16 protein-coding genes are annotated in these 26128 nt (G+C 25.0%); 1 reads left to right on the plus strand and 15 read right to left on the minus strand.

Going from position 1 to position 26128, the window contains the following annotated elements:
- Positions 1 to 33: 33 nt before the first annotated feature.
- The 15 genes from ACXX84_RS02655 to ACXX84_RS02725 form a co-directional block, all read right to left on the minus strand.
- A complete protein-coding gene (locus ACXX84_RS02655; protein ID WP_458572856.1) occupies positions 34 to 408 on the minus strand; it encodes a hypothetical protein in 375 nt (124 codons plus the stop codon).
- A gap of 52 nt (positions 409 to 460) precedes the next feature.
- On the minus strand, positions 461 to 2764 hold the full coding sequence (gene mip / locus ACXX84_RS02660) for an Ig-specific serine endopeptidase MIP (RefSeq protein WP_458572857.1): 2304 nt from the start codon (positions 2762 to 2764) through the stop codon (positions 461 to 463).
- A 16-nt stretch (positions 2765 to 2780) separates the two neighbouring features.
- On the minus strand, positions 2781 to 5237 hold the full coding sequence (locus ACXX84_RS02665) for a putative immunoglobulin-blocking virulence protein (RefSeq protein WP_458572858.1): 2457 nt from the start codon (positions 5235 to 5237) through the stop codon (positions 2781 to 2783).
- A gap of 21 nt (positions 5238 to 5258) precedes the next feature.
- Positions 5259 to 6641, minus strand: a complete 1383-nt coding sequence (locus tag ACXX84_RS02670; RefSeq protein ID WP_458559515.1) for an MSC_0618 family F1-like ATPase beta subunit — start codon at positions 6639 to 6641, stop codon at positions 5259 to 5261.
- A gap of 2 nt (positions 6642 to 6643) precedes the next feature.
- On the minus strand, positions 6644 to 8176 hold the full coding sequence (locus tag ACXX84_RS02675; protein ID WP_458572859.1) for an MSC_0619 family F1-like ATPase alpha subunit: 1533 nt from the start codon (positions 8174 to 8176) through the stop codon (positions 6644 to 6646).
- A gap of 1 nt (position 8177) precedes the next feature.
- Positions 8178 to 10346: an MSC_0620 family F1-like ATPase-associated subunit gene (locus ACXX84_RS02680; RefSeq protein WP_458572860.1), complete on the minus strand. Its 2169-nt coding sequence runs from the start codon at positions 10344 to 10346 to the stop codon at positions 8178 to 8180.
- Positions 10333 to 10803 carry an MSC_0621 family F1-like ATPase epsilon subunit gene (locus ACXX84_RS02685; protein WP_458559518.1) on the minus strand — a complete coding sequence of 157 codons (471 nt, stop codon included), beginning with the start codon at positions 10801 to 10803 and terminating at the stop codon, positions 10333 to 10335. Before ACXX84_RS02685 ends, ACXX84_RS02680 begins: the two co-directional genes overlap by 14 nt.
- Positions 10793 to 11719, minus strand: coding sequence for an MSC_0622 family F1-like ATPase gamma subunit (locus ACXX84_RS02690; RefSeq protein ID WP_458559519.1), 927 nt, complete (start codon positions 11717 to 11719; stop codon positions 10793 to 10795). Before ACXX84_RS02690 ends, ACXX84_RS02685 begins: the two co-directional genes overlap by 11 nt.
- Position 11720: 1 nt before the next feature.
- On the minus strand, positions 11721 to 12257 hold the full coding sequence (locus tag ACXX84_RS02695) for an MSC_0623 family F1-like ATPase-associated protein (RefSeq protein ID WP_458572861.1): 537 nt from the start codon (positions 12255 to 12257) through the stop codon (positions 11721 to 11723).
- On the minus strand, positions 12257 to 13717 hold the full coding sequence (locus ACXX84_RS02700) for an MSC_0624 family F1-like ATPase-associated membrane protein (RefSeq protein ID WP_458572862.1): 1461 nt from the start codon (positions 13715 to 13717) through the stop codon (positions 12257 to 12259). The genes ACXX84_RS02695 and ACXX84_RS02700 overlap by 1 nt, the downstream gene beginning before the upstream one ends.
- Entirely contained in the window at positions 13683 to 15959 is a 2277-nt protein-coding gene (gene mip / locus ACXX84_RS02705; RefSeq protein WP_458572863.1) for an Ig-specific serine endopeptidase MIP, read from the minus strand. The genes ACXX84_RS02700 and mip (ACXX84_RS02705) overlap by 35 nt, the downstream gene beginning before the upstream one ends.
- A gap of 11 nt (positions 15960 to 15970) precedes the next feature.
- On the minus strand, positions 15971 to 18499 hold the full coding sequence (locus ACXX84_RS02710) for a putative immunoglobulin-blocking virulence protein (protein WP_458572864.1): 2529 nt from the start codon (positions 18497 to 18499) through the stop codon (positions 15971 to 15973).
- 184 nt (positions 18500 to 18683) lie between these two features.
- Entirely contained in the window at positions 18684 to 20108 is a 1425-nt protein-coding gene (gene pyk / locus ACXX84_RS02715) for a pyruvate kinase (protein WP_436358388.1), read from the minus strand.
- Positions 20109 to 20433: 325 nt separating this feature from the next.
- The gene (locus tag ACXX84_RS02720) at positions 20434 to 21624 is read right to left on the minus strand and encodes a hypothetical protein (protein ID WP_436358389.1); all 1191 of its coding nucleotides are present in this window, start codon (positions 21622 to 21624) and stop codon (positions 20434 to 20436) included.
- An 82-nt stretch (positions 21625 to 21706) separates the two neighbouring features.
- Positions 21707 to 25240 (minus strand): hypothetical protein, encoded by a 3534-nt coding sequence (locus tag ACXX84_RS02725; protein WP_458572865.1) that lies wholly within the window; start codon positions 25238 to 25240, stop codon positions 21707 to 21709.
- A 264-nt stretch (positions 25241 to 25504) separates the two neighbouring features.
- Between ACXX84_RS02725 and ACXX84_RS02730 the strand changes: the two genes are divergently transcribed.
- On the plus strand, positions 25505 to 26128 hold a 624-nt coding region (locus tag ACXX84_RS02730), incomplete at its 3' end, for a restriction endonuclease subunit S (RefSeq protein WP_458572866.1).

Consider the following 26128-nt stretch of genomic DNA (forward strand, 5'->3'; position numbering starts at 1 on the left):
CCAAAAAAATGGTTGATTTTGTCTTTTTTGCTATTAACTGGGAAACTCGGGAAAATGCTCTACCTGAAGGATTTCTCTAACATTAATATCTATTTTTTCAATTTTAAATCAATCAAAATTTTTAGGATGTTCTAAAGAATTAGCACAACTTTCTCCTTTTAATCTTCCTGATTCTATAACTATATTACTTTTATTAATTTTAATTCACATAACAGTATAAAAAATAGCAATACTTAAAATAGTAATAGTTCCAATAAGAGAAACAGCAAAAACAATATAATGTGTACTAAAGTATAAATCTTGTAAAAATGTTCTTATTAACATTATAAAAAATAATCCATACATTGATAAAAATAATCGATAAAAATTTCTTGGTACAAAGAACTTTATTTCAATTTTCTTTTGCAAGTATACCACCTTTCCCTATGCTATAAATTATAAACAAAAAATAGGTTTTACCCTATTTTTTATCTGCTGTTTTTTCTATTTCACTTGCGTTTTTAAATTGGAATTTTTCTGGAATTTGTGTGATATTATCAAATAAATTAGTTTTATAATTATCACCATATAATTTTTGAAGTGCTTGTCTATAAGAGTTTTTTTGATCTTTACCACCACCATAGATTAAATCATATTGTGGTAAATGATATGCGTTTGAACTAGAACCACCATAAATTCCTTTATAATCGTATCCTTCAGATCTAAATGCTGAAGCAACTCCTGTTTTAGCAGAATTATTAGAAGTATGATATACTGCTACTAATTCATTATTTTGATTTCTAATTGATGATCCTGAAGCACCACCAACTGGCACATAATGTTTAGGTAAATATGATAAACCTGCTGCTATTAGTTTTTTATTATTATCTAATTTAGCAACGTGTAAATCTTGTCCAGTTCTTGTTGCTGAAATAAAGGCATCAAGAACACCAGGTTTATCAACAAAGGAACGATAACCGATTTCATAAGATAAATAATTTCCTCTGTTAATTTCTTCATCGCTAAAATTATATTTTCCTGTTACTTGATCATAAGTGATGTTATCAAAATATTTAGTTTCAGCATTAGTTCATAAACTAAATGTATGTGCTGCTTGTTCTCTTTGATCATCTTCTTCATATTGTTTTAAAAAATAATCATTTTTAGCAGAAGGATAACCTACAATGTATAAATTATCTACATTTGTATCTGGTTTAGAATAATTTAAATTTTTATTAATCTTATCATAGTTTTTAAAATAAGATTCTGTTTTAAATTTAATTTGTTCGTTTGTATGATTTGCATATTCATTAGTAACAATTTTTGCCATTTCAGAAGGATTATTTCTGAAAGTATCTTGATTAAAGGAAACAGAACCACCTTTTATTCCTGTATAAATACCAATTTCCGAAGGATTGATTTTGCTAAAATCAATTTCTATAACTGCAAAATCCACAAATTCTTCTGTGTCTTTAAATTTCTCTTTTTGATCTTTTGCAAGAAAATCAGAAGGTTTAGAGTTTAAGAAATCTTCCCCACTATAAATTACTTTAATAGGTTTTTCACTATTTTTATCTTTAGGTAATGCTGAAAAACCAAAGTTTGTGAAATTATCATCAAAAGATAAGATTTTAAATTTAGTTCTAACAGCAGCATCTCTATTTATTCTTGATAAACCAAATTTAACAGTTTGAGCACTTAAAGCTTCTGCTACGTGTAAATTAGTACCAAAGTATCATTTTGTTGGATAACTTCCATCAGTTTTTTTCTCATAATCTAAAATTCACATTGTTCCTGAAGTTGATGAAGTTCATTTTGGATCTCCTGGATGTTCTGGATCTGGATTATTAAAAGAAACATGGAAAGTTTGCATAGCTGCTGTTTTATAGTGATCATTAGTTAGATATCTCGGAATTCCATCGATTTTATATTGATCTCTATCTGCTGCATCAACTCACGAAGGTCCTTTACCAGGTTCAGGTGCATCATAAATTTTTAATCCATCATAAATTCCATCATTATTATATGAAGGAAGGGTAAATCCTTTTAATAAAGCACTATCAAAAGTATCGATTCCTGCTTCTTTTGCTTTAGCATCGAATTTTGTTTTTTCTTCTTGAGTAATATGTACATCTTTTCTAAAGTCACTTTCAGAAAAACCTGGTTGTTGTTTTAAAACTTTTAAATATTCTTCATTATCTTTTTCATATCTTTGATGTTGATTATATTGAATTACATATTTTTCTTTATCACTAGCTATAAAATCACCTAAATTACTTACAATATAACCTTCTTCATCAGTTAAAACTGGATTACTATTAAAACCAGAAATGTCTAAAGTTTTTGTAACTTTAATTTTAGGATTATTTTTAGCAGTAAATTCAACTAAAATTTTTCCTTTTCCTGTTTGGTTAGAAACATCTTTTTCGCCTTTTCTATCCGGAATAGCACTAATAACTTTAACTGTTACATCATCTTTATGACTTCCTTTAATTATTGGTTTTAAGTTAGATAATTCCTTAGAAAACTTAGTAAAAAAGACAGAATTTTTTGGACGATCAAAATCATCATAACCTTCAAAATCAACACTTAAATCTTTTACTAAATTATTTAATTGATCATTATTAGTAATAGTTACTGATTGATTGCTTCCAGGATTGGAAGGATTTGGATTTTGTTTAGGATCATTATTATTTGAATTAGAAATTGTGTTTTGACAAGAAACTAAAGCAAATACTGAAGTAGTTACTAAAGGAAATAGTAATATTTTTTTACTTTTTTTCATTTAAATATCCTTTCTATTAAGAGAATGAAAATGATGGTTGTCCTTTTTGGACTGTATGAACAACTTTACCAAGAGTTCTTAATTGATTTGCTAATTCTGTATCAGATGAATAAACCTCAAATACAGTATTTGAATCAAAAGTATTATCACTAAATTTAATTAAAGTTTCTAAATTAGCAATTCCTTCGGAATTTAATTTATTTGCTGCTGAGTCAGCAACAATTCTAATTTTTTTAGTTGTTTTTCCATTGTCAAATACTATTTTACTTTTTGGTTGTTGCATACCTTCTGTTGAAAGAACAGTAGCAAATTGAGCACCATTCATTTCACTAGCACCAATTTCAAAAGTATCACCTTCATTATGTAAAATAATTCTTTTTAGTTTTCTTGGTTTATTTGAAGGTTTAATTGTATCTGAGAAGATTAAACCTTTTAATGATTTTAATTGTTTAGCACCAGAAAGATCTAAACCAGTTGGATAGCTATTTTCTCCTTCTTTATGATCTGGATCTAAACCTGGACCAAAACTACCTTCAAAAAATGGTTCATTATTTCTAACGTAGTAAACCATTCTTAAAGCATTATTAATTTCTGTTAAGTCTTTATTTTCTCCTATATTAACATCATTAAAAGCAATTGTATCAAAAGTTATTCTTGTAGCAATTGTTTGTCTTGCTGAATAGTTAAAACTTACATTGTAATCAACTGTGTTAATTCAAGCAACTTTTTTCAGAGCAATTGGATTAATTGCCCAACCTTCTGCAAGTGAATTTCCTGTTGTTAATAAAGATAATTCATCAATTTCTTTATCTTTAATAGCTAAAAGAGCACTTGTATTATAAGTTTCAAAAAATAACTCTAATTGTGGCAATTTATCAGGTAAAGCTTTAAAAATGCTAAAGAAATCATAATTTGAAGAACCTTTTTTACCTATGTTAATGATTCTGTATGAAGTAATCGATTCATTTGCTTTTGTTAAATCTTCAATTAATTTTTTAGTTTTACTTAAAGCATTTGGATCAGCAACGTCTATTGTAACAACAATTCCTTCGTTTCTTTCACCCTCTAAAGGTTCAATTCTTTTAAGTTTCTCAAACTTAATTCCTTGTCCTGGAGTTATGTTATATTTATTAGAATATTCATTTGTGACATCGCTTTTATTTCAACCTGGATAGGTTCCGTTTCTAACTTCATCAGGATATCTTCCTCTTCAATCGTTGTAACCAAAAACACGTTTTTTAGAATTATCTCTAGTTAATCTTGCAGTTGTAGAATTAATAAGTGGTGAAGTTGAATGTGAATCAATTTCTCCATCATCATTTATATAAACATTAGAATTGTCATCATAAATAACATAACCTTCACCAAGTAGTTTTTTAGCATTGCTTGATAAGGTAGTAAATTTAGTCATATCTAAAAAGGAAATAATTTTTAATTTAGCTCAATCTTCATCTTTATGAGCTTTTAAAGTTTTATAATATTCTTTTTTTCCTTCTTCTTTTAAAAAATTAACAACTTTATCTCCATTTGCAATTAATCTTCAAAATTTATCTATGATATTTTTATAATAACCAGTTGAACTATAATCAGTAGCTAAGAGTTCTTTAATTTGCTGTTCACTTAATGCTCCTGAACGAAGTTCAGGAAAGGAAGCATAATCTAAAGGAACTGATCTACTTAAACCTCTAAGAGCACTTCTTTTATTCGCTTCAATAATTTTGTCAGTAACTTGAATTCCTGTTAATTTAGGAGTTATTTGGTTAATGTATTCTACTCTATTAGCATTACCAGCATTAATATCTCTTTGATCAATTTTTCTTGGTGTTGGTTTTTCAAGACTTACTTTAATTTTTTCACCATAAAAATCAATTGTAATTACTGAATTTTTATCACCTATTGGAGCAGGTAGTTTTGGAGATTCTACAGTTGGAACTGGTAATGGTTTAGGTTTTTCTACTGGTTGAGTAATTACTGGATCTGGTTCTTTTGGAACTGGTTTTGGTTCAGGAGTAATTATATCAATAACTTTTGGATCTTCTTTTTTAGTATCTTCTGGCTTTGGTTCTGGTTGTTTTGGTTGTTCAGTAATTTTTGGTTTTTCTTGATCTTTAGGTTTATCAGGATCAACTGGTTTAGGATCAACTTCAGGTGGATTTACTGGTGGAGGTGGTGTTTCTGCTGGTGGTTGATTAACTGGTTTATTATCTTTTGGTGGCTCTTGTTGTGCTTTTGTTTCTTTTGGTTCTTGATTATTATCTCTATGTGAATTAAAACCATTTTTAAAATTTAAATTATTTCCAGTGTTAATGGAAGCAACATTATCATTTAATAATTTAGAACGCTCAGTAGCATTTGCTTTATCTGTTGTTGAAACATAGAAAAGAGCACCTACAGTGATAGGCGTAACTATAGAAACGGAACTTATTGCTATAATTTTTTTATTTTTAGTGCTTTTAAAAAAGTTTGTTCCCATGATATCTCCTTATTAGTTTCTTTATTTAAGTCCAAGTTCTTTATCGGTAGGAATATTTAAGTTTGATCCTACATAACTAAAGATTTCAGGACTTTGATTTAAATATTCTCCATTAATAATTCTAATAACTGAATTTACCGTATCTGCTAAAGGAACGTATGTTCCAGGTTCTTTTGTAAAATGTTCAGTCATAAAGAAATTTTGTGAGAAAAAGTTTTCCAATTGTAAAGCTTTTTTGACAATTTTTTTACTTTCATCATCTAATTCATCGAATCCTAAAATTAAAATAACATCTTCTAAATCTTTATATGTTTTTAAAATTCTTTTTGCTTCTACTATTGCATTAAAGTGTGCTTCTCCAATAATTTTAGCATCTACTGAATTAGAAGAACTAGCAAGTGGATCAAAAGCAGGGAAAATGTTTTTTGCTGTTTGTGCTCTAGAAAGTACTAGGTTACCATCTAAGTGGTTAAACACAGCAACAGCAGAAGGATCGCTTATATCATCCATAGGTAAAAATACTGTTTGAAATGATGTTATTCCAGCATTTTCGTTTTTAAATAAACGCTCTTGAACATGGGCAACATCACTTTCAAGAGTTGATTGATAACCACCAACTGATGGTTTTTTTCCTAAAGATGCACTTACTTCGTTTTCCGCTTGCACAAAACGATAAATGTTATCTATAAATAATAATACATCTTTCTTTTCTACATCTCTTAAGTATTCTGCAGCTGTAATTCCTATTGGTACAATTGACATTCTAGCTCCAGGAGATTCATTCATTTTAGAAATATACATTGAAGAATTTTGCATTAAATTAGAACTTTCTAGTTCATTAAATAATTCAATAGCCTCTCTTGAACGCTCTCCAGAACCAATAAAAATATTTGAAGTTGATTCGCTATTTTTATTAACATTAAAAATAATTTCTTTCATTAAAACTGTTTTACCAACTCCAGCACCACCAAAAATTCCAAGTTTATAACCTTTAATAATTGGCATAAAAAAGTCAATTGCTTTAATTCCTGTTTCAATTATTTCGATTTTAGAGTCAAGAACTCTTTCGCGATTAATTGTGGAATTCATTTCAACATATTTAGGAAAAGTATAACGATCACTTAATAAAGGTTTTCCTTCAAAACTGTAAATATTGTTTTGAGCTTGTGAACCAACTGGTACCATAAAACTTTTTTGAGTATTTTCTACAACTTCTCCTACAGAAATTTCTTTATATAAATAAATAATAATCGCTCTAACAACTTTATTATTAACAAGTCTTTTTACAAGTAAGTATGTCTTGCCTTCATGTAAAGTTAAAATTGTATTTAAAGTTGGTAAATTTCCTTCACTAAATTCAATTTCTACTACATCAGTTCAAAATTTAATTATTTTTCCATTCATAATTATCTATCTCCTGTTAATTTTAAAAGTTGTTCCATTTCAGCTTCGCTAAAATCAATAAATTTGTGTTCAACTTCAATTTCTCAATTTAATTTTAATTTTCTTGAATATTGTAGTAAAGCATAAGAGAAGAAACTTTTGGTAATGTTTTCATCATAAGGTTCATTATTGATGATTTTTTCAAAAATTTCTTTTGCATCTTTATTAGCATCAATTAAAACATTTAAGAAGTTCATTGCTTTTTGCTCTTCTTTAATTCCTTTAAGAGTTCCTCATAAAATTAATTTAGACATTAAAAGTACAAATCTTTGTGAATATAAAGAGTAACCTCTTTGCATAAACATTTTATCAATCATTCTTCCTTTATATAAAAGGTTTGTTGTTTCTTTGTTAAATTCATAATCTAGCATTGCAAGTTTTAAATGTCTTTTATAAGCACGGAAAATTTTTCCTATTTCTCCAGCTACTTTGGTGATAGTTCTTGATTGAACTGAACTACCAGTTCTTGATACTGATAAATCGATATCAATTGCTGGTAATCTACCACTACTAAATAAATCAGCACTTGTTACTAGTTGTCCATCTGTTATAGAAATAACGTTTGATGAAATTAAACTAGTAATATCACCATCAACTGTTTTTAAAATTGGTAAAGCTGTTATTGTTTGACGACCAACAAAGGAACCTGCTCTTTCAAGTAAAGAAGAGTGAGCAAAGAACATATCTCCAGGCATTGCTTCTTTTCCAACAGGTTTATCTGTTAAAAGAGCTATTTCTCTAACAATATTAGCATGTTTAGTTAAATCATCAAAAACAATTAAAACATCATCATATTGTGAAATGTTTTCAGCATGCGCCATTCCAATATATGGAGCTAAATATTGTTGATAAGCACTTGTAGAAGGAGCATCAATAATAATTGTATTATCTAAAGCATCGTATTCTTGTAGTGTTTCGTATAATCTTGCCATATCTTCTCTTTTTTGTCCGATTGCCACATAAACACATTTAACATTGTTTTTTGCTTGATTAATAATTGTATTAACTACAAGATGAGTTTTTCCTGTTTGACGATCACCGATGATTAATTGTCTTTGTCCTTTACCAATTGGAATAAGTAAATCAACCGCTATAATCCCTGTATAAAGTTGTTCATTTAAGGTTTTAACAGTCATTAAATTATGAGCATCACCAAAGATTTTGCTTTTTCTTGAAAAGGAATTTCCTTCAATTTTTCCTTTAGAAGGGGAAATTTCGTTTCCGTGAATATCTAAAACTTTTCCAAAATGAGAATAAGAAGTTTCAACTTCATTTTCAATTTGCACTTCAATAATTTCTTGTCCTATCTTAAGTTTTTCAAGAACATTATTATCAACAAGTAAAAATGCTTTAGAGTCTGTTGCACTTACTACCATCATTCTTGCTTCTGGAAATTCATTTGTTGTAAAATTTTGTCTCTGTTTATAATCATAATCACCAGTTACTTCAACAATATAGTCAAAAATAGCTGTAATGATTGGGTTTTTCTTTTGCATATTATATTCCTCCTATTGTTCCAAATAAAATTAATGCTAAAGCAAATACTATAACAATAGAAGATAATATAATTATTGCTATATTTGATTTGGAAACTGATTTATTATGTTTATTTTTTGAGTTTACTTTATTAGCAACTCCTAAAGCTAATGCTCCTGAACCTGAAAATCCTAAAATAGTTCCTATTACAGTTAAAAATAAGTTTTGGGATTTAAATTCTTGTTGTAGTAATTGGTTTGCTAAGGTATATTCTTTATTAAAGTTTTTAGAATTTTCTTCTTCTATTTTTTGATCATCACCTGCTTTTTCATCTTTTAAAAATTCTTTAACAACATTAAATTGTTTTGCAATTTTATTTAATAAACTTAAATATTCTTCATATCATTTAAGTGTATTAAAAGTTTTTGCTCCTGCATGTTTTTTAAGAATTGAAACATCTTTTCGCATATTTTCAAAAAGTTTATTAATAACATCAGTATTAGCATTATATTTTTTAAATTTAGCATTAACTTTTGTTAATAAATCTTCTCTTTTTAATAACTCTTGATATCTATTTAACTCTTTTTCATAACCTTCAGGTAGAATTGAGTAAAACTCTCTAAATTGAATTCTAGAAGTTTTAAGTGAAGAAATTAATTGAATATCTAATAAATTTAATCCATCTTCAATAGCAGATTGATCATTTAAATTTTTATTTAATTCAACACTAATTGCTGTAAGAATTTGTGATTGTTTATCAACAAAAGTTTTACTATAATATAACTCTTGTGTCACAACATTAATCATTGTAAGTAATCTTGTTTTTAATTGATTGCTTTCTAATTTATCAACATCGATTTTTTCATCTAGTTCTAGAGCTTTATAAAGATTAACAAAGATTTTTCTTACTGAAGCAACGTATTCTTGATAAATTTTATGGAAACCTTTATTTTCAGGAATTGTAATAAAGGTTTTATATAATCTTACATATTCTGGTTTTACTTGATCTTGGATTCTAATTGTTGCTACGTAATTATCACTATTAGTATCTTTTTCTACAGCAGTAACTTTATATTCAAAACGTGTATTAATTGGGTTATTGAAGAAAAAGAAATCTTCGCTAATTGGATTTGCTTCAAATTCAGATGCTATTTGTGATACTTCTTTATCTAAATTTTTAGTTAAAACCTCCGGTCCTAAAATAGGTAATTTTTCGATATATTCTTTAGGATTATATGGTTTTACATCAATGACTTGATCACTTGGTTTAGTATCAACATCATCAAGAGTAGGGATTTCTGGAATTGAGTTATCATCATCTGGTTTCTTTTGCTGTTGATCTTCTTGTGGATCTTCTACTTTGTTTTGTTCTAAATCAAAGACAGTAAATCTATCTTCGTATTTACTTTTGAAATAATCATCTCAAGTTTTAAAATCTTTTGGTGGTTTTGCAACAAGTGCGCTAACTGAACTACCATCATCTTTAGAAATGGTTTCGGGGTTAAACTCAATTTCTGGAATATCTTTTGGATCATAGAAAATATCAGTAATTCTTTCTTTTAAAGAATCTGTATATTTTTTTAAATATCCAGTAATATCTGGAGTTGTATAATAGTTTCCTTCTTCTGAAACAGACTCTTGTTTTCCTTGTGAACCAAAAGCAGTAGTATAGTTAGTATTATCGGAATCTGTTGTGAAAATTACATCTTCATAAGTTTTTCCTTGAAAAGTTACTTTACCTTTTTTAAAAGCCTTTTTTTGTGAAAAAACATTTGGGAAAGTAACGTGCAATTTATTTTCATTTGGTGCACTAACCATTTTTGCTTTATTTGATTTTAAAAAGTTTATAAGTGTTTCAAAATAGTAATTTCTTTTTGCTCGATCTTCAAAAGAAATTTTTTCATCTTTTTTTAGTTTATTTTTTTCATCTTCAATATTAGAAATAGCAATATCAATAGCATTTTCTAAACCAGTTTTTACTGCATCTGTTGCAAGTTTTGCAAACTTTGAAAATTCAGGACTTACTTGTTTTTTAACAGGTGGTTTTTCTTTATCATTTGTTGTATTTGCATTAGTTCCAGAATTGTTTTCATTTGGATCTGCACTTGTAAAAAATACTGCAGGAATTGCTAACAAAGGCAAGGCAGAAGAAGCTAATAATTTATATTTTTGATGTTTATTCTTTTTCATTTTCACTCACCTTTCTTAAATTAATTTCTCTTATTACTTCTGCTTTATAAAGAGAAAAAATCAATTCTTTTTCTTTTATTGTATTATCTAAATTGAAACTAAGTTTATTTAGTGACTTTATTAAATCTAACTCTTTTTTTTGCTTTTTAATTAAAGCAGAATCATTATTTTTTTCTTTAGATAATTTATAAATTTCTTGTTCATTTAATGAATTAATAATTATTTCATTATCTAAAATTATAAAATTAGCATTTTTAAGAAACAGATATTTTTCTTCTTTATTTTTTTCTTTGATTTTAATTAAAATTTGTTCAAAACAAGCTAAAGATTTTTTTTCAATTTCATTTCATTTGAATTCTTCTTTAAAATATAATTCTAAAGAACTATTTCATACTTTTAAAATTGAGTTATCAATAAAATTGATAGTAATACTATATAAATTAAGATTATTTTTCATTACTTTCTCCTTTATTGAAAACAGAGAAATTTCCGTTATTTTTAGTTAGCATTATAATTTCTTCAATTTCATTTTCTCTTTTAATTTTAATAATTTTTCTTTTTGTAAATTTAATTTCTTTCTCTAAATCTTTAAGGATTTTATTTACCCTTACTAAATTAAGTTTAGCACTATAAAATAATGATTCAATAATTAGTGATTGCACCACATTTTCGATATAAATATCAATACTATTTTGCACATATTCGGCAACATTAGGATAAATATTAAAATCAAATAAATCTTTTGGTAGGTTTTTTTCACTTGTATTTATTAATTTATGCATTTCAAAATCTTCAATAGGTAAGATAGTGAAATAACTTTTATAATTTTTATTAGAGTTTAAAACAAAATTAACTTTTTTATATTTTTCTTGCTCATATAAAAATTTAATTAAAGTTGAAATTGTTCTTATTTTACTATTATCATCTAAATCAAAAGTTTTTAAAACATTAAGTTTATTTTGCTCTAAAAATTCTTCTGCTTTTTTTCCAATGGCAATAAAATCAATTTTTTTCTTTTTAACATTTTCTAAAATCATGTTTTCGTATCTTGAATAAGAGTCGGTAGAATATTTTTGTTCTTCTTTTAAATAAATTCATAATTCCTTTTCTTTTGCTAATGATTTGGAAAAAATAGAGGTTATTTTAGAAGTAATTTTAGCAGTTTTATTTTCAACAATAAAAGGATTTTGGATGTTATATTTATCATTAAGGTGTCTAATTGATTCTCTTGTTAAAAAAGCATTATCAATATAAAATCTTAGTTTTTGGTTTAATTTTACAATTGTGATTAATAAAATATTTTTCTCGCTATTAGCTTTTAAATTAATTTTTTCTAAGTTGTTCTTTTTTTGAACAATTTTCTTTAAGTGCATATTATTTCTTTATTCTAGCAGCATAATTGATTTTAAAAACTAATTTTAATGATTTTGATTGCTGAGAAAAATAAAGAATGATTCCAGGAAGAAATTCAACAAATAAATTTCTTGCTATTAAATCATTAATTGCTTCATTTAATTTAACTAAAAAGTTTTCTTTTGCTAAATCTTCTGAAAATTTAAAATTAATGTGTTCATTATTAGAACTAATATCTTTAACTAAAATTGGAACAAAGAATTTAGATCCAAATTTATCACTAAGTCCAAATGAAAGGATAAAATCTAAATAAACTAAGTCATATTTTTTAACTATTGCTTTTTCATAATTAGCAACATATTCTTTTACAATATCACTATCAAAACTTAATCCAGTAGTCAATAATAAAGAAGACATTAATCTTTCGTATGAAACAAATTTATCTGATTTTTCCATTTCTTTATATTGTTGTTCTACATCATAAAAAGGAATCATCAATTGTTGTTCTTCTTTTTTATTTACTTTTTCTTTTTGTTTTTCCTTAAATAGTTTTTTCATTATTTAGTTCCTTTCTTATCAGTTTTTTTATTATTGTAATTGAGAATTTTAACTAAAGTAATTCCAGAATCAATCAGTAAGCTAATTAAAAATGTTGATAATACTGTAATAATAAAGATAATTAGAATTTCATTCATAGTAAAATCAATATTAAATGAAGATAAAGCATAATTTTGTTTTTCAATTAAAATAGTGTTTAGTGAAGAAACAAAAAGTAATAAACTAATTGCTCCTAAAAACACAAATGTTAATAAAATCATATAGAAACTGATATTTTTAATGTAAATCAAATAAAATAGAGAAATAATTGTTGAAATAATTGACGAAACAATTAAAATAATAGAATTTATCAATAATTCAGTTGAAAAACGAACTGCAATAATTACTGATAATCAAATTAATAGTTGTACTACTACAAAGTAAAATGAAGGATTAATTTTACCTTTAGGTTGCAGTGGTCTTAATAAATTTACCACAAAATATAGTGCACTAACAAATAAAGCAAATATTATTTGGACTGATAAAGTAATATAACTATGTTCTTTACTTGAAGAAATTACATCTGTATTTTTTTGTGTTTTTATTAAAATAAATACAAATCAAATAATTAAAGCAAATAAAGAACTTAAATATAAAATAATTTGACTTTTAAAATATAAATGATTGTATTCTTTTTTTAATAAAAATTGAATTTTTGGAAAATTCATTCCTATCACTAAAATAGTTATTGTTAAAATAATAGCAATCATATAAACAACATTTAGTGCTGTTTTTACTGAAAATAATTGCTCCATAAATAGATAAATTTGGCTTTTATCTAAAATAAAGGCATTTCCTGTTTCTTTAACTGGTTCAATTAATAATCAAAAGGTTGTTATATAACCTGATAAAAATAAAATTTGTGCAATTGATGAAACAATAATAGAAGATAATTTATTATTTCCAATTTTATTTTTGTTTTTCTTTGTAAAGTAAAAATAAAAGTAATTTGCAATATTGGAAATAACTAATGGAACCAAAATAAATAGAAGTCAAAAATATTTATAAACAATATCTTTTGTTATATTTGAGTATGGATCAAAAGTAAAAAATAATATAAATGAAGCAAGTGAAAATAAATAATAAAGAATATACCAAGGAATATAAATCTTAATTAATTCTTTATGAAAAACTAAATTTATATAATTTTTTATAATCGAATAAAAGAAAACAAAGAATAATATAACAGCTTTAGTAATTATTAGAAAATTATATTGTCTTATTGCTTGTGTTGAATTAAATATTAAAAAGTAATCTTCTATTCCTAAAATTGTTTTTTTGTAAAAAAGAAGAATAAATAATAATCCAAAAAAAACTGAAGCTACTAAAGAATATTTTAATGTATCAAACAATCAATCTTTTTTGTTTAATTTTGTCTTCTTATTACTATTTTCCTGTTTCTGTTGTTGAACTATTGTCAAAAGCAAATCCCTCCTCTATGTGATCTAAACCTTGTGAAAATAAGTTTGTTTTAAAACTAGAATCATTTCCATAAAGTTTTTTTAATTCTTCTCTATAAGATTTTTGTTGATCTTTACCGCCACCATAAATTACATCATATTGTGGTAAATGATAAGCATTATCTCCTGTTCCATATGCACCTTTAAAGTCATAACCTTCTGATCTAAAAGCAGCAGCTAAACCTGTTTTTGCACTTCCATTAGCTCCGTGAAATACAGCAACAAGTTCATTTTTATCATTTCTAACTGAAGAGCCAGAAGCACCTCCATATGGAACATAAAATCTTGGAGTATAAGCTAATCCAGAAGCAACTCATTGTTTTTTCTCTGAGTTTGTATATAAATCTTTTCCAAGTCTTGTTGCACTTATAAATTCATCTACAACTCCAGGTTTATCTGTAAAGGTTCTGTAACCAAGTGAATAAGAAAGGAAATTTCCTTTTTTGCCTTTTGGATTATCATTTTGAGATGAAGAATTTATAGGGAATAATTCAGTTTCTGCATTTACTCATAAACTAAAGTCATTTTTTTTATTTTTAATTTGATCTGCATCTTCATATTCTTTTAAATAAAAATCTTGAATAGCAAGTGGATAACCTAAAATGTATAATGAATCTTTATTTTTATAATAATCTTCTAATTTTGAAGAATCTAAAGGGAAATCAATTTGTGAATAATCTTTTAAATAAGATTTTTTTAAAAATTTAATTTGATCATTAGGCTTTTCTGCATAATCATTTGTAAATAGTTTAGCAAGTTCTGCTTTATTGTTAAATAATTCTGTTATTTTGCTTGATTCGTATGCTTTATTTCCGCTTGTAATAGATGAACCGTTTTCTCCTACTTGTTGTTTTAATTTTTCAAAATCTATTTCTAGAACAGCAAAATCTATGAATTCTTTTTTATCTGCAAATTCTGTTTTTTGCTTATCAATTAAATAATCTTTTGGATCTTTTTTAAGAAAATCTTTTCCAGAAAACACAACTTTTATTGGTCAATCTGCTTTATTAGTATCTAGTGGGAAACCAAATTGAGTAAAGTTTTCATCAAAACCAAGTAATTTAAATACAGTTTTTATACCTGCATCTGGATTTAAACGACCAAAACCTATTGAAGCAGTTTTATCTGTTAAAGCATCAGCAACGTGAACATTTGTTCCAAAATATCATTTTGTAGGATATTCATTATCATCTTTTTTCTGATAATCCATAATTCACATTGTTCCAGATGTTGGATGTAAAACATTTTGCTCTTTTTCATCTCTATTATTAAAAGTTACATGGAATGTTTGTAGAGCTATTTTTTTGTACATTTCATTAGGTAAATATCTTGGAATACCAACTATTTTATTTTCATCTCTATGAGCAGAATCTAATCATGAAGGACCTTTTGGTACTTCTGGTTTATTAAAAATTTCTAAACCTTTATATTCGCCATTATCTCCGTATGAAGGAAGAGTAAATCCTTTAATTAAAGCATTATCATATGTATCTATCTTTGCTTCTTTTGCTTTTGCATCAAAACTAGTTTTCTCTGAATCTGTTATATGTAAATCTGGTCTATACTGTTTGGCATCAAAATTATTTTGTCCGCTTGTTAATTGTAATTTTAAAGTTTTTATATAATCATCATTATCTAAATTAAATCTAACAACTTGATCTGCTGGTAGATATTTATTTAAAAACTCTTGATTGTCTTCTTTTTTAAGTGCGCTTGGGATTCTACCATCACTACCAGCATTGTAAGGATTACTTGCAAAACCCGAAACCTTTATTTCTCTTTGATATTTAATTTTGGGATCGCTTTTTAAAGAAAATTCAAAAACAATAGTACCATTACCAGTTCTGTTGGAAATAGATATGTTATTTGCATCTCTTTCTACTTTAAAATTAATAATCTTAGCAGTTACTTTATCTGAATCTTTTCCACTAAAAGTAAATTTAACATCATTATCAAAATCTTGTAAATCTGTAAAGTAAACTTGTTTTCTATCTGTTTGAGGTGGAAATTGTTTATATGATTTATATTCTATATTAATTGAATCAGCAATAGTTTTTAATTCTTGATTTTTTCCTTCTTCTGGATCTTGTCTTAAATCTGGATTTTTTACATTAGAAGCAGTTTTAGTTTCATTACAAGAAACAAAAGTTAAAGTGCTTGTTGCAGTTAATATTATTGGTATAAATATTTTTCTTTTTTTCATTTTAGTTTCTCCTAACTAAATCTTATTGGGTTATCGCTTTCATAAATTGCATTTTTACCTAAAGATTTTAATTGTCCAAAAAGGGCAGCATTATTTTTTTGTACATAAATTCTTGTGTTAGTATCAAAATTTCCATCGTTTCAGTTTAATAAAACATTTAAATTTCTAACACCTTCACCGCTTAATGAATTTATTCCATTTTTTGCTGTTATTTTTAGATTTCTAGTGGTGCTTCCATTTGAAAATGATATTTTACTTCTAGGTGGGGGTGGTGAAGTTGTATCTAAAATATCACCTCATTGTGCATTATTTAATTCATCAGCATCAATTTCGTAAGTATCACTATTATTATAGAAATTTATTCTTTTTAGTTTTCTTAAACCATTGCTTGAATTATGAATATCGTAGAATTTTAAATCTCTTAGTGATTTAATAGATGGTGCTCTACTAAAATCTAAACCTAAAGGATAACTATTTCCACCTTCATTATGATCTGGATCAAGTCCTGGACCAAAACCACTTTGGAAAATTCCTTCGTTATTTCTAACAAAATATGCCATTCTTAAACCATCATTTATTCTTGTTAAATCTTTATAAGAAGTTCCTAAATCAGATTCTTCAAAAGAAAGTGTATCAAACACAATTCTAGAAAATACTCTAATGCCGGCTGCATATTCACTACTTACATTATAGTCCAAAGTATTAACAAATGCAACATTTCTTAAAGCTAAAGGATTAATATTTCAAGAATCAGAATGAACAGTTTTAGAAGTATATAAAGATAATTCATCAATTTGTTTGTTTTCTAAAGCAATTAAAGCAGATGTATTATTTGTTTCAAAATATAATTCTAATTGTGGCAATTTATCAGGAAGTGCTTTGAAAATATCGTAAAATCTTTGATTTGCATCTTTAGTTCCTATATTAATAATTTTATAAGAAGTTATATCTAAACCATTACTTTTTGCTTGTCTAATAAATTGTAATGTTTTAGCGTATCCATTATTGTTAGAAGCATCTATTTCTACAACTAATCCTTTATTTCTTTTTCCTTGAATTGGTTCATCTCTTGTTAGTTCACTAATAGTAAAACCATCGCTTCTAGAAACATTATAGCTTGCATATTTGTATGTAACATCTTTTTTAGTTCAACCAGGATAAACACCATTTCTAACATCTTCAGGTGAACGACTTCATTGACTTGAATAACCAAAAACTCTTTTTTCAGAATTGTCTCTTTTTCTTGTTGCTACCACTCCATTAATTAAAGGATCAAAAGCATATGAATTAATTTGTCCGTTTGCATCTATATAAACATTTCTGTTTTCTGGATTTATAACATAACCTTTTCCAAGTAAATCATCAACAGCATCTGATGTTTTAGTAAATTTATTTGGATCGATATAAGCTAAAATTCTTGCATATTTTTCATTTTTATCTGTAAGTTTTTTAAGTTCTGGATATTTTTTTTGTCCTTCTTCTGTTAAAAATTCTTTAACTTTATCCCCATTTTCTATTAATAATCTAAATTTATCAAAAAGAACTTCGTAATAACTGATATTTTGTCTAATATAATCTGATATTTTAAATAAATCAGTATTTTCTGTTTTAAGCATTGCTCTTTCATTTTCATTAAAAGTTCTTGTCAATGCTTTAATTGCGCTTTTAGCATTTACTGATTTCAATTCAGATGTAACTTCTACAGAATCTATTTTAGGGGTAATATCGGATACATAAGGAATTCTGTTAGTTATTTTTTTATCAATATCATCTTTATGTAAAACTCTTTCTCTCGGTCTTGTAACATGAGCAACAATGTCTGTATTTTCAAAATGAATAATTTCAATATTTTTATCATTTGGATTTGGTTTTACTGGTTCGGGTTTTGGTGTTTCTATGGGTTTTTCTACTGGTTTAGGTTGTATAGTGGGTTCTTCGATTATAACAGGAACTTCTGGTTCAGCTTTTGGTTTTTCTATAGGTTTTTCAGGTGTTTTTAGTTCTTCTGGAACAATTGCAGGAGGTTTTTGTTCATCTTCTTTAGGTGTTTCTGGAACCACTTTATTATTAATATTAATATCTAAAATTTTTGGCTTTTCAATTTCTGTTTCATCTGGTTTAATAGGTTCTGGCTCTGGTTCTGGTTGCTTTTCTGGGGGTGGAGGTGTTTCTTTTTTAGGCGGGGAAACTAAAATATCTTCTTTTTTAGGTTCATCTTTATTTACATTTTTCTCTTTATCTTTTTCCTTTTCTGAATCATTGTCTGGGGAAGCGACATTTGATTTTTCATTTTCTTTTTTAATTTCTTTAATTTTTTGATTATTATCTCTATGAGAAAAAATTCCATCTTTAAAATCAAGATTGGTGCCTGTATTAAGAGAAACTATATTGTCTTTTAATAACTTAGATTTTTCTTTTGCATTAGCAGAATCAGTTGTTGCAGCAAAATATAAACCAGATCCAACAAGTGGAAGAGTGATTGAAGTTGTTAAAATAGCAATTGTTTTTTTAACTTTTGCTTGTTTTAAAAAATTTCTCATTTTTGCCCCCTAAATATGAAAAATATTCTAAATAACCTTTATTTATATTTAATTTTACTACTGTTTTTTTTTTTTTTTGTTAAAAAAGATAAAAATTATTAATAATTATATTTTTTTACTGTTTTTTTAGTTAAATAAAGAAAAAAATCTTTCCTTATTATAGAAAAGATTTAAAATTTAATACTTAGTATGTGAATTCAGTAATTTTGTCATTTTCAACAATTACGAATTTATCACCTTTATTTGCACCATATGGTTTTAAAGCTTCTTTTGCTTTAGAAGGGTTATTTTTGATTTCTTTAAATAATTTAATTGAATCTAATGATGTAAATACTGAAGATGTAACTCCAAATCCACCAATCATTTTTTCATTATCTAAAATACCAATAATTGCTGTATTTGGTCTAAATTTAGCAACCATTTTTAATAATTCACCTGTTCTTGATAAAACAATTGCATATCTAATGTCTTTTTCAGCAGTTAAGTGAGCTAATTTATGAGCAATTTCTGCTCTTTTTCCTGAAGAAGCTTTAGCAATTGTTGCTAATTGAACTCTGTAGAATAATTTATTATAAAATTCTTTTTCTGCTCTTTTGTTAATTGTAGACATAACTTGAACTGATTCTAAAGGATAATTTCCTTGTGCTGATTCACCAGATAACATAGTAGCATCTGCTCCAAGTTCAGTTGCTCAATAAACGTCTGTTACTTCTGCTCTTGTAGGTTGTGGTGAATTTTCCATTGAATCTAACATTTGGGTTGCAACAATAACTGGTTTACCAGCTAATCTACATTTTCTAATAATATTTTTTTCATGATATGGAACATCTTGATAAGGAATTTCTAAACCTAAATCTCCTCTAGCGATCATAATTCCATCTGATTCAGCAATAATTTCATCAATTCTTTCAATACCTACGTGTGATTCAATTTTTGAAATAATTTGAATGTGAGAACCACCATTATCATTTAATAATTTTCTCAATTCTTGTACGTTTGCTGCTGAGTTAACAAAAGATGCTGCTATGTAGTTTACACCTTTTTCAATACCAAATTTAACATCATTTATATCTTTTTCAGCTAAGAATGGTAATGAAAATTCAACACCTGGTAAATTAATTCTTTTATTTGATTTTAATTTGTGAGTGTTAACCATTTTAACAACAACTCTTCCTGGTTTAACAGTTTTAACAACTGATTGCAGTTTACCATCATCAAATAGAACTCTGTCACCTGCTTTTAAATCTTTATCCATTTCATATGAAACAGAAAATTGTTTTGCAGTTCCTTCAAAGTTTTTAAAATCATTTGCATTTGTTAAAATTGTTACTTCTGAATTCGCCTCAATAACTTGAGCTCCATCTTTCATTTTTCCAACTCTAATTTCTGGACCTTTTGTATCAAGTAAAATAGAAACTGGAATGTTTAACTCTTTAGTTATTTTTTTAGCATTTTCAAATTTTGCATTTTGTTCTTCAAAATCACCATGTGAAAAGTTTGCTCTAATTGTAGTAACTCCATTTTCAACAAGTTTTTTTAATAATTTATAGTCCTGAGTAGAAGGACCGATTGTAGCGATCAATTTCGATCTTTTATCTGTAATACTCATTTTTCTCCCTTGATTAAATTAAAACATCTTCTACATTTTACTATTTTTTTATTATTTTTATAAAAAATAAACTTTTTTATTCGTTGTAAATTTCAATAGAAATTAAAGAAAAATGATCATTTAAATTAAAAAAGTTAAAAAAGAATTGAAAAATTTCTGTTTTTTGATTTTTTATATTTTTTTAATTTAAGTCTGTTTTAATGAAAAAAGTGCAAAAAAACCGCTTTTTAAAGCGGTTTCTTCGCTTAGATAGAGAATTTTTAAATATCTCTAAATACCCGCACCTTGGCGGCTTTTTCCAATACATAATAATTCTAACATATTTTTACAAAAAATTTAAAATTTGTTTTATTTTTTTATCAAATAAACTATTAAAAGTAGTTTGAAGACCATTTTTGGTAATAAAAATATCAAATCTATATGGTAAACCGAATAAATTTTTTATTTTAAGTAAATATTTTAAATCAGAATAAAAAATGATTTTATTTATTTTTTTAAAATTTTTTAAAAATTCATCTTCTAGTTCTAATAAATAAAAATATTGTAAATTTTTTTGGTGAGCAATATGGTTTCTTAATTTTTGCAAAAAATTAAAAAATGCAGTTATTTTTGCCATTGATCAATTTTTAGGAAAAATTAAATTTATAAAATTATTATTTTTTCCAAATTCGCTTACTATTTTAAATAAAGAAATTAAAGTTCCTAATTCAAATTTTTCTATATCTCTTCAAATATAATTGCAATCTTTATATTTTTTTATTTTTTCCATTAAAAATTTAAATTCCTTTATTTCAAATGCTTTTTGTTGTAGTTTATATAATAAATTTTTCTTTTCTTTTTTTTGTAGATTTAATTTATGTAATATATTGTTTATACATATATTATTATTTAAACATTTATAATTAAGTTCATATATCTCATTTTTACCATCAATAAAATATAAAAATTTATTTGTTTTAGTGTGATATTTAAAATAAATTTTTTTTCTTTCGTTTTCACTTATAATAAATTCAAAATTTTCTTTTGGCTTATAATTTTGCAAAAATATTTTTCAATTTTCGTCAACTTTTAATTTTTTTTCATCTTTATATATCTTCATACACATTGCTATATAATTGCTAATTTGACTTTTCAATTTTCCTTCTATTTCAAGAATTTTTTTAAATAATAAAATAGAAATTTTTTTATTATTTTCATTAATTTCTTTTAATAAATTAAATGAAAAATCTTCATAATATATATGTTTTTTCATTTTTGAATTAATAAATAATTGTTTAAAAATATTGTTTTTACTAATTTTATTTATAGATAAATTTTCTTTTCATTCATTTAAATTAAAATCTTCTGTTTTCTTTGCAAAAGCAATTTTATAAGGTGTTATAAATTGAATATAATTATTACTTTTTAAATACTCTTCAGCTGCCGTTTCATCTTCAATTTGCATTTTCTTTTCTTTTTTTAACCTTTGAACTTGTTGGTAGAAAGTTAAAAATACTTTTCTATTTGTTTCATTCATAATTTAATTATATTACTTTTAAATTTGTTTATTAAAAATCAGAAGCATAAACTTCTGATAAAAATAATATTTATATTTAGAATTAATTATTATTTAAAAGTTTAATATGAATTGTATTTTTATTAATTACTTCATTTTTAATTTCATTATTAGAGTTTGCACCTAAATAAATTGGTTTGATACCTAGTGCTATATCTAAAAAATTATTAAGACCATAAGATATTTTCTTCACATTTACAATTTCATATTCAAAATAATCTCTTGTTACAGGAGGATTATAAGTATCTTTTAAAATATTATAGCTATCATTTAAAAATCTAATTAAATTAGTTTTTTGCTCTAAATAAAGTAATTTTTCTTTGGAACTGCTTTTTTGATTAATTTCTTCTAGCATTTGATCAGCAGTTTCTTGTGTTGTGGATTTTATTCCATATCTTGCATTCATATTTTTATATTCACTTGAAGAAAATAATTGTGATTGCAATGATAAATAAGCAAATAAATCTTTAGAATTTTTATTTGTATATTGATTATAACCAGAAACTCATAATGGGGTTACTTGATTTGTATATTTATCTTCTGGTGAATGTTGATTAAATCAAAACATTAACTTATATTGCATCATCCCAAGTGGTGCATAACCAGTAGTTTTGTGTGGTTGATAAACATCTTCATCATCTTTATACTTTACAAAATATACTTTAAATTTATTTGTATCATAACTTGTAAGTACTTTATCAATATCTAAAAATTCAGCTAATTTTTGGTCATTTAGTTCAATAATAATTGAAGGTTTACCAAATGAAGAATCTAAATCATCTCTATTATTATATTTAGGATCGCTAAATGCTTCATCAAATTCTTTGGTTGATTTTCTTGAACCTTCTTTTGAAATTGATACTAAAGAATCAAATAAGTTTGTATTAGTTTTATTTTTATTAATTCAAGTTTGTGAATATAAATTACTTATATTTAATGTTTTGGATTTTGACTGTTCTGTACCACTTACTAATTTAAAAGTTAAGGTTAAAGTTCCATTTAATTCATCTTGGTTACTAAAACTATTTTCATCAAACTCAAAAGTAATATTATCATCGAATTTATTGATAGAAAGATTTGATAAATCAAAAAATTTAAATAAATCTTTTTCTTTCAATAATTCTGCTTTAATACCAGAAGTTCATCAATGCTTTTTTAACTCAAGTCTTTGAATTTGATCAATGAAACTATTTAATTGATCACTAGTTAATTGGTTTTTATTTACTTTTGTTTCAATTATTTTAAAAGAGTTATTATCAACTTGATTAATATGAATATTTCCTATTCCTAATATTTTATATGATGCTCCAAAATCTAAATTTGAACTAAAAACATCTAGTTGATTTGTTTGTTTATTTCATTGACTTTGTAAATTTATATAAGTATTTGTTAAACCATTTTTTTCCACTACAACCATAGGATTTTGTTTAAAAATAAAGGGATTTTCTTTATTATCATTATTTAGAGATAAACTGATTTTATGTTCATAGTTATGTTTGTCAAATAAATAATTTATAGAATTAATTATATTATTTTTTTCTTTTGCAATTTCCACTTGTATTTCATTTGTACCTTTATTAATTGCAGAAACAAAAATTGGTTTATTGTTTAAAGTAACTTTAGAAACTTTAAAATTTCCGCTTGGCATTTGAGTTAAATTTAATGTTCCTGCATAATTATTATTATTGGTTTTAGTTAAAGGTATAACTCATAAACCACCATAATCACTTTCTATTGTTGCCTGAACATTTTCATTGCTTTGTTCTGTTAAATCTAATGATATATTTAAATTATTATTACTACTATTTAAATTAACATTTTGATATTTAATTCTATTGATATGGGTATCAATTGTAAATTCTTTTCCTTCTTTTAAAGTAAAATCCACAGTACCATAGTTATCACTTTCAATTTCTTTTACTAATTGAAAAGACTTTAATAAATAATTTTTATTAGGACGTAAATCATAATATAATGAATCACCATCAGATTCTGGATCTTCACTTAGTTGAATTCTAACATTATCAAGAGTTAATTGAGTTTTACTATTGTCTTTGAATGTTGATGTAAAGTAAAGTTTTGTATCTTCATTTGTTTCTTGATCTCTTAAAGTTGCAACAAAGAAATATTGTTGTCTTTTAAGTGGAAACATATCAATTATTCCAAAATTTAATGAAAGCACATCTGAAAGATTTTCATTAATTTTATCTTCTATTTTATAATCTAAATTATTTAAAATTACAGGTCTAGTTCACTCTTTAGTTGTAAAATTATATTCATTATTTCTAGTTGGTAAAGTTAATACACGTCCATTTAACATAACATTAGAAAGTGTATATGTTGTATGAAAATCTAAATTATCTACATTAATTTCCACAAAATTATTATCGAGATTATAATCATTTGATTTAGTTGAATTTCTATTAGTAAATTCTAAGTCAAATTCATGATGATTAGAATCTACTAACTCATGTTCATTAAATTCAATTCTAACAGTTGCTGATGTTTCAGTTACATTTTTAAATATTACATTGCTTATTGTAAAGGTATCTTCACTAACATCTTTAGATGTATTAAAACTTATTTTATTTTCTTCACTTAAAACAGCATTTTCGCTATTTAAAGTAAGTTCATTTAATTTATAATTTGTTTGTGGATTTAAATTTTCAAGAGTTAATAATAAATGATTATTTGCTAAATGTTTGAAATTAGATATTGTTATTGTTGTTGTAGCATTTGCTAAAAATTTTGCAGATAAATGACTTAATTTTTCATTAGTTAACTCTTTATTTAAAGTTAACTCAAGAACTGCAGAATTTTTAGTTTTTGAAACTAATTTAACACTTTCTAGCACTAATTCGTTTGTAGTAGTTCTAAAACTTTTATTAGTTGACTTGATGTTTAAATCTTTATTATTATATTTAATTTTATTAATAGCATATACAGTATTTGGATTTAAATTTTCTAAATGAAAATTATAGGAATTTGTTTGGGAATTAAAAGTAACTAAAATTGATTCATTATAATCACTTACTTCAACAGTAAAAAGATTAGGTTCAATATTTTCATTATTATTTAAGTTAAAAGAAATATCTAAACTATTGTTTGAAATGTTAGTTGCTTCTAAAGTTTCTACTTCATAAACTTTCTGTTCTGCTGCTTTTTTAGTTGTAAAATTAAAATCTTTATTAATAGTTTCAATTATTTTATCATTGAATCTAATATTATAAAATTTATATAAAGTTTGAGAACTTAAGTTTGAAAGTTCAAAAGTTATAATAGTTTTATTATCTTTTTTTTCTAAATTTGAAGCAACAAATTCTATATCATTAAAAGTGATTTTAAATTTTTCTTTATTATCAAATTTAGAATCATTAGAATTTATTGTTGCTTGAATTTTAGCATTTGTTTGATTCAATTCCAGTAATGAAATTGTTGCATTTTCTGTATTTTTCTGTATATTTGATAAATTATTTGATTTTTTTAAACCAAAAACAAGTCCTAATGAAGTTGCTGTTACTACTGTAGCAGCACCACCTAATATTATTAAAATTTTTTGTATCTTTTTATTTTTCATAAACACCTTTCTAAATACTTTAAATTTAAATTTTTAATTCTTACTTTATTATTATAAAACAATTTTATTTGGATTATTACTTTTTATTAAGATAATAAATTAAATATTAAAAATCATTATTTGAAAATGTATCTATATTAACTATTTAAAACTACAAAAATATATGTAATTATTTCATTAAATTAACTTATTTTTAAAATTCTAAAAATAAACACTAAATTTCTTAATTATACTAACACTTGAGAACAGGACGTTTTTGAGAATTTATACGAAAAATCTTCAGAAAAAAATAATTTAAAGTTTGGTTTAAGTCATTTTATTTCCGTTGCATCAAGTACTTATAAAACAGATATTAAAATTGATAATTTACAAACAATTTCTAATTACAATGTTTTTAGAAAAGGTGATATTGCTTTTGAAGGTCATACCAATTCAAAATATCCTTTTGGTAGATTTGTTGAAAATACAGTAGGAAACGGGATAATTTCAAATATTTTTAGTGTTTTTAGACCAAAAACAAAATATGATTCAGAATATTGGAAATATGCAATAAATAATAATTCTATAATGTTAAAAGCTTTAAAAAATTCTTCAAAATCAGGAATTATGATGAATTCTTTAGATATTAAGGAATTGAATAAACAAATTATTGTTTTTCCTTTTTTAAGTGAACAAACAAAAATAGCAAAATTACTTTTATCTTTAGATTCAGTCCTTTCACTTCACAAGCGTAAGTGCATTTTATTGAAAAACATTAGAAAATCGCTATTTTACAAGATGTTTCCATCTCAAAATTCCGTAATTTCTCCTTTAAAAGTCCAAAAAGTGACTCACACTTGAGAACAGGACGTTATGGGGAATATATATGCTTTTGGAAAGACAGGCGGA

The sequence above is a fragment of the Mycoplasma sp. AC157 genome, assembly GCF_054343415.1.